The following is a 6,577-nucleotide window of genomic DNA, read 5'->3' as shown; positions in this document are numbered from 1 at the left end:
ACGGCCATTATCTTCACAGTACATTTCAGCAAAATCTTCATCATCAAACAAAGAAGACCCCAAACGATGTAAGGAATGATAAAAACTATCTTTCGGTACTACGTCTTCACAGATGTAATCAGCATCATGAAAAGATTTCTGGGAAGACTTCTTGCCCATCATGAATTTTTGCCCCCATATATGTATTAAATTCAACCCTTTACTTAATTATATTATACCACATAGTTGCCTGCATTAACAGGGTTTATGGGAGTTTTCATGATGAAAACTGCGGCGAAATTTGTCTTGTACACATGGGGGTTTTTCAACACCCTCCTAGCAGAATAATTGTTGATGATATTATGGGTGATGATCTGTTTGATACAATGAGGATGGACTTTGATTTTATTGGTTTATAAATAATTTAGAGGTGTATTACGTATTGCCGAGATTGTCATAAGGAAACGAAAGGAGGGTTATTATTTATTGTCCAGAATGCGGTGAGGAAAACAAAGATGGTGCTAATTATTGTTATAATTGCGGTGAGAAACTGAATTTTTATTCTGAGGACAAAGATAATTCTGAAACCGAAAACGAAGCTGATAAGAATAAAGAAGATATTGAAGAGGCTTTTGAAGAAGAAGTAGAAAAAGATGAACCAGAAGGAGATGGGTCATTAGATAAAGAGGAAAGCGATGAAGAAAGGTTTACATATGATGATATAGCAGCATTACAATCTAATAAAAAAAGTAAAATAACATATTATTTTGTAAAAGTTATATTTATTTTATTAAATATATTCATTCCTCCTCTGGGAGCTATTTTAGTCTTTAAATCTAATAAGTTTTCCAAGGTAGGTAAGGGAATTGGAGTTCTTTGGGCAGTTGCATTTATTGCGATAATAATATTTGTTCCTGCTGAAGAGGTAGATATATCAGAAGAAATTGAGGAGGCTAGAGAATACAAAGAAGCAGGTAATTATTCAGAAGCTGCAGATAGTTATGAGACAGCTTTAGAACATTGGGATGAAGATGAAGATTATCCTTTTAGCAGAGAAGAAATTGAAGAAGAAATTGATACAATTAATGAAGAACATATAGTTGAGGTAAATTTGGAGGTTGCTCAGGGAGAAGGAAAAATTACACCATCATCAGGCACCCATCAGTTCTATGAAAATGAGAATATTGAAATTGAAGCAGAGCCTGAAGAGGAATGGGAATTTGATAAATTGCAAATTGGAGATGAAGAAATTGATAGCGCTGAAACAGCTATTGAAGAATTAAGTAAAGATAAAGTAATTAAAGCAAGCTTTAGTCGTTTAGAGGAAGATTTAGTTCAAGATGATAAAGAAGAGGTAGAACCTGAAAAAACTCCAGTTGCGGAAAAAGACATGAATGATTATGTTGATCATTTAATTAGTTCAACTGCTGGCCACTCAACAAATACAGGTTACAAAAGAATTGTAGATTTTTGGGCAGAAGGCCAAAACAATAATGTATTAAATTTACGCCTTCAAGGCGATGAAAATTTTACAACAGGAATGACTCGTGGAGGAATAATGGATAACACAGAAGATATTATTAAGCAAGTTTTTGAAGAAAGAGAAGATATATCAACTCTAAAAATTGAATGGTATATGGTTTTAATAGACCAGAAAGGCCAAGAAAATAACACCAATATTATTACGATTGAGTTTAGTCGACAAACTTATAACGAGATTAATTGGGATAGATTTTTAAGAGAAAACTTGCCAAATGTAGCTGACTATTTTTGGGCTCATCCAAATTATAGATGAGTGAATAAATGGCTTGTAGAAGTAAAATATCCAAAATAGAGTTTTAAAACAACTAGCTTTAAATGTGTGTTCTGATTTTCTTGCAACCGCCGATTGAGGGGCAGCAAAGTTGGTCAAAATTATTTTTTAATTAACTATCCGCTTATATTTATTTCTGCCAGGGAGTAAAACATCGCTGAGAGCTGATAAAAGGATAATTATATTGTTAAAAGTATGTACTCACATAATCCTGTTAATGCTTACTATGCCAGTAATGCCGGCCAAAATTAATTTTTTCCGGAAATGATGCCGCTTATATCGGAAAATTATTCCCGCCATAGGGTATTACACACTAAGAATGCCGCTAAGAGCCGATATATAAAGCGGTTTCCGGCTGAAGGGTTAAAAATGTAACATTTTCAACAAAAAAACAGGCTTAGCAATAGCAGGGTTAGTCTTAAGTGTTCTAGGGGTGATAATTGGTTTTATATTGGGTTTAAGATTAACTTCAGTGTAAGGAGCAGATGTAAAATTTATAGGAATGCAGCATAATTAATTATTTATTTTCTATGGAGGGATAATTATGAAAAAATATTATGTTTATCTATAACTTTGATTTTATTGCTTTCATTAAGTCTCAATTCTTTCGCTTCGAATGATATGACTGATAATGCTACTTACATTGATGACAGGACGGAAACAGAATACAATTTTTGGGGAGAAGATGATTGCTGAGGCTATGAAATTAGAGGAAGAAGAAACCACTCACACCTTTTATATGAGCAACAAAAAAGATAATCAATTTATTGATATAGATTACACTGAAAGCGAAAAGCAATTATTGAATAATTATTATGACAAAAAGTTAACGCTCGAAAATTTAAAAGAATTGAACGAAAATTTTACCCTGGTAGGTATAACTGGAAAAAGGCCGTCAGATGTTGCTATAGAAAAAACAAATTCTGCTGAACTTAGTGAGATAATGGCAATTAAGGAAGAAGGAATCGTTTATGATACTGATGAGTTGGAATATTTGACTGAAAATGAAGATTGGATTGAAAATGATTCCCTGCGATTTACCCCGGGGGGCGCTCCAGGTATGATCTATATATTACCGGAAACTGATTTTCAGTCTATGGTAGTAGAGTTTTACTCAACTGTGGATAATGTTTATAGAACTGAGAGAAAAGAAGTTAAATGATATAGCCTTAACATTATGCAAAAAAGCAATTCGAATATTTTTATTTTTAATCCTATTATTGTTTGTACTGCATAAAGTCCATTTAAACAAGATTCAAAATTATAATCCCCAGCATAGCAAGCTCCCTATCCATCGAATTAAGGATAAAATGACTTTTCGCATTGAATCCATTATTTTAATTTGTTCATTTATCACTTAAGGGGTGATCGAAATAGATAATTTAGACATTTTAAAAGAACTGGTTAAAAAAAATGAATTTGAGAAAAAAGTTTTTGCTAAAAACAAAAGTTATCGAAAACACCCTGTCAAGAAAATTATAGGTACACTTGAGAACCCAAAGCTTAGACCTGGCAGCTTAAAATATGCAAAATACACATTAAGAGCAATAATCAATGTCAAAAATACAAAGAATGACTGGTTCAAACGAATATGGGAAGAAAGAATAATGGATTTTAATGATAATTTTAATAATGTCATAGGAGCTTTGGGAGAAATAAGAACTTTATATAGGTTAATAAATTCAAATTTTAATGTAAATATAGTTAAAAAAGATAGTGATAAAAGCCCTGATTTTGAGGCCTGTTGCAAAGAAGATAAATCTATTTTCATTGAAGTTTTTACACCTCGCATAAAAAATGAAGAAGAGCAGAAAAAATCTTCTCTTTTTCAACAAGAGAAAAAATCGACATCTCTTCTGGATATATATACAGAAATTATTAGACCAACTACAGGAGAAACCGAAAATATTATACATTTTATTGGAAGATTACGCAATAGAATAGTGAGCAATAAAAAATATGCCAAACAAACAATAGACGGCAACTATAATATCTTGTGGGTGGATTTAATTTCAGATGAATTAAACATCAAAAAGGAAGCAACTAAACCTTATGTTTCAAAAAAATTTAAAAATAACTATATTACTGGCAATTTCGGTTTATGGCAAAGTTTTTATGGGGAACCTAAGATGAAAATTATTAAAGACAGAACTTCTTTAAAATATGCTCAAAGGCGAGATTTTAAAGAATTAGATAAGCCTGGATATTTCAGGCCAACAAATGAAAATCCGAGTCATAAATGGTCAGGAGTTATTTTTGCTTTTACTACAGGTATAGTTCTTTATCAAAATCCCTGGGCAAACATAAAATTAGATATAAAAACTCTAAAAAGAATGATTAGAATTGAGGACTTTAATGCGGAATATAGCTGGTTTTCTGTGAATAATGAAAATATCAAACGCAAAATAAAATTAACTATAAATGAATGTGAGGAGATTTATAATTTGATTTTATAAGTTAATACAACTAATTTAAGTTCACAAAACAAAAATTCAATAAATAGCAAAAACGTCGGTTTTACTGGTGTTTTACAAGTTATTCAGGGGAGGAAAATATATTATCTCGAGCTATTTGACTCCCACTCTGACCAACTACTCTATATCCTCTTCCGTCTGTCCGTATCTATCTGCCATAATGCATTCTCAATTATCTGCTTACATTTACATGTAAAATTTTTCGGATTTCTTGCTGCAAGACCCTAAATTTTAATTAGACCAATAAACCCATTTATTCAATTTACAGCAGTATTTTTATTCAACCGATTTTTAAATGCAAACAATTTGCTAATGCCATACTTAAGCTACCGCGATTAAAAAAGGCTAAATTAGGTTGATTCAAGAGGTAAATATTACTCGCATAGCGTCTTTTAATATCCACCACAAACATAGCATGAATTTTTAGAACAAATTAAAAACCGGGCCTTTTACAGCCCGGAATTTGAATAGCAGTACAATCAGTTTTTACATAATAAGCGGAGTTGCTTTGTTTGTTGACATAGCAATGGTGCGCCTGGGAGGACTCGAACCCCCAACCTGCTGATCCGTAGTCAGCCGCTCTATCCAATTGAGCTACAGGCGCAAAATAATTAATTATATTTATTAACCTTTATCCTGCATCACTCATTTTAATAAAAAAAACCCCGGTTGTCAACTCCAACACCGGTCAATTATTTTTCATATTCTATATTGTTTAACAGGAGAACTTTCTTCTCTGTTGCTTGAGGTGGTGCTAAAACAGTTATATCTTTGCTCCCCACCCTCTGAGTTTTCTTTTCCTGATAATTACTGCTATAATTAAAATTAAGCAAAATAATAAAGTTTTTGGAGGGGGGTTCACTGTGGATGATTTTTATGGAGAACAGCCGAATCATAAAGAGTCTACCTCTATTTCCGATAGTAAAAACTCCCGGGAAGATGAGAATGAGATTTTTTCTGCCATGAATAGAAGAGAATTTATAGTCAGAGGAGGAGCTATGATGGCCGGATTTAGCCTGATGCCCTATCTTTTTAGCGGAAATATTAGCGCGGAATCAGGTGAGAAAGCCGAGGTAGGTCTTATCAGGACAGATGATCGTCGCGAGGCTGTCCAGAGAAGTTTTGAGCTCATGTCTCCGCCCGAAGTTGAAGGGGATAGCGTGCTCATCAAACCCAATTTCAACACTGCCGATCCTGCTCCAGGTTCAACTCATAATGATACTCTCACAGCTATAATCGATTGGCTGCAGAAAGAAGGCGCCGGTGAGATAATTATCGGGGAGCGCAGCGGTCCCCCCAACACAGAAGAAGTGATGAAAGAAAAGGGAATTTTTGAGCTGGCTCAGGAAAAAGGAGTAGAAGTCGTAAATTTCGACCAGGTATCAGATGACGAACTCATTCATTTTCAGCATGATGATCTCAACTGGAGAGATGGCTTTCACATTCCTCGCATACTGCATGAGGTCGATCACATAGTAGCAGCAGGCTGTTTGAAAACTCATCAGTTCGGCGGTCAATTTACCATGGCTCTCAAACTGGCTGTGGGCATAATTCCCAGAGTCGACACGAATTATATGGATGAGCTGCATGGTTCTGACAATATGAGAGATCTCATAGCCGAAATAAATCTGGCCTATGATCCCGATATATACGTTATAGATGGAGTAGAAGCATTTACAGATGGAGGACCTTCCTCAGGAGAGCGGGTACAGGCTGATGTAACCCTGGTCAGCGGAGACCCGGTTGCCGTCGATGCTGCTGGAGTTTCAGTTCTCAAAGAACTGGGCGCTAAAGATGTGATAATGAAAACGCCTGTTTTTGAACTTGAGCAGATAGCTCGCGCGGCTGAAATTGGGCTCGGAGTGGGTCGGCCCGAGCAGATAAGGCTAATAAGCGATAATGAAGAAGGCAGGGAGTACAGTAGAAAAATAAAAGAGCAGCTGACTTAAAAAATCAGGGGGCGGGCTCTTTAAAGTTAAGTTTTATTGGAACAGGATTAGAATTATTATTTTAACTCCTTTCTTTTTCGCTCAATTTTGATATAATCTATTTGAGGCATCTTCAGCATCCTTTCTATTATCTCCCGAATTTTGGGTATTCAGGGGGCTTATTCGGGATGGCTGGAGATGTCTTTTGTTTATTAGCTGTATCTCCGTAATTTTAGCTGCGATTATCTGCATTTTACTCCGCCATAAACAATACTATATTACTTGAGCTCGGATATATTTTCAACAAAAGATATGATAGAAATTTTAACCGAAGCGGCATCTGGAGAAAAAAGGGGAAGTCAAAAATTTCTGAGAGGAGAAAT

5 protein-coding genes, 1 tRNA gene and 1 pseudogene are annotated in these 6,577 nt (G+C 34.7%); 5 read left to right on the top strand and 2 right to left on the bottom strand.

What is annotated here, in order from left to right:
- Positions 1-457 precede the first annotated feature (457 nt).
- Positions 458-526, top strand: a pseudogene (locus BLT15_RS13835) (zinc ribbon domain-containing protein); the annotation flags it as partial.
- Positions 527-741: 215 nt separating this feature from the next.
- Here the strand turns inward: BLT15_RS13835 and BLT15_RS13555 are convergent.
- Positions 742-945 (bottom strand): hypothetical protein, encoded by a 204-nt coding sequence (locus BLT15_RS13555; RefSeq protein ID WP_234985587.1) that lies wholly within the window; start codon positions 943-945, stop codon positions 742-744.
- A 145-nt stretch (positions 946-1,090) separates the two neighbouring features.
- On the opposite strand from BLT15_RS13555, the gene BLT15_RS13550 reads away from it, so the two are divergent.
- The 3 genes from BLT15_RS13550 to BLT15_RS09915 all read left to right on the top strand — a co-directional run bounded on the left by BLT15_RS13550 (position 1,091) and on the right by BLT15_RS09915 (position 4,248).
- On the top strand, positions 1,091-1,774 hold the full coding sequence (locus tag BLT15_RS13550) for a hypothetical protein (RefSeq protein ID WP_234985586.1): 684 nt from the start codon (positions 1,091-1,093) through the stop codon (positions 1,772-1,774).
- A 718-nt stretch (positions 1,775-2,492) separates the two neighbouring features.
- A complete protein-coding gene (locus BLT15_RS09920; protein WP_159429897.1) occupies positions 2,493-2,954 on the top strand; it encodes a hypothetical protein in 462 nt (153 codons plus the stop codon).
- Positions 2,955-3,156: 202 nt separating this feature from the next.
- Positions 3,157-4,248: a hypothetical protein gene (locus tag BLT15_RS09915; protein ID WP_089761211.1), complete on the top strand. Its 1,092-nt coding sequence runs from the start codon at positions 3,157-3,159 to the stop codon at positions 4,246-4,248.
- A gap of 545 nt (positions 4,249-4,793) precedes the next feature.
- Here the strand turns inward: BLT15_RS09915 and BLT15_RS09910 are convergent.
- Positions 4,794-4,870: transfer RNA gene (locus BLT15_RS09910), tRNA-Arg, on the bottom strand.
- A 259-nt stretch (positions 4,871-5,129) separates the two neighbouring features.
- Between BLT15_RS09910 and BLT15_RS09905 the strand changes: the two genes are divergently transcribed.
- A complete protein-coding gene (locus BLT15_RS09905; RefSeq protein ID WP_089761209.1) occupies positions 5,130-6,215 on the top strand; it encodes a DUF362 domain-containing protein in 1,086 nt (361 codons plus the stop codon).
- Positions 6,216-6,577 lie beyond the last annotated feature (362 nt).

The sequence above is a fragment of the Halarsenatibacter silvermanii genome, assembly GCF_900103135.1.
In the GTDB taxonomy this organism is placed as follows: Bacteria; Bacillota; Halanaerobiia; order Halanaerobiales; family Halarsenatibacteraceae; genus Halarsenatibacter; species Halarsenatibacter silvermanii.
The sequence above is the reverse complement of the archived record's forward strand: the minus strand, read 5'-3'. Positions and strand labels throughout refer to the sequence as shown.